This window comes from Paraburkholderia sp. SIMBA_054 (assembly GCF_046534875.1).
Classification (GTDB): Bacteria; Pseudomonadota; Gammaproteobacteria; order Burkholderiales; family Burkholderiaceae; genus Paraburkholderia; species Paraburkholderia hospita.
Map to the genome: position 1 here is coordinate 1 of NZ_JAWRXV010000236.1, position 484 is coordinate 484.

Here is a 484-nt window from a genome sequence, read left to right on the forward strand (position 1 = left end):
TGGCCGGTTTCCGTGGCCTGCGAGGCGCTGGGTGTCAGTCCCAGCGGTTATCACGCCCGCAAGGCCCGGGACGTCGATACAGACCGTCCGCGCCGACGCATCAGCAACGATGCGCTGCTGGTCCACATCAAGGCCGTACACGCCGAATCCAAAGGCGAGTACGGCTGGCCGCGCGTGTGGAAAAAGCTGCTTGCGCAAGGCATTCGCGTGAGCAAGGACCGGGTTCAGAGGCTGATGAAGCTGCATGGTATCAAGGCGCGCACCAAGCGACGCTTCAAGGCCACGACCGACAGCAAGCACAACCTGCCGGTCGCACCGAACCTGCTGCAACGCGACTTCTCGCCGACGAAGCCCGATCAGGTCTGGACCACAGACATCACGTATTTGTGGACCGACGAGGGCTGGCTGTACCTGACGGTCATCCTGGACCTGTTTAGCCGCCAGGTGGTGGGCTGGTCGCTCAAGCCGCACATGCGCACGGAGC

The 484-nt window shown here is 63.4% G+C and carries 1 protein-coding gene; it reads left to right on the forward strand.

Annotation, left to right across the window (positions count from 1 at the left end; all coding sequences use genetic code 11):
- Window positions 1–484, forward strand: a 484-nt coding sequence (locus SB822_RS54930) for an IS3 family transposase (protein WP_410858826.1), incomplete at both ends; no start/stop codon positions are given.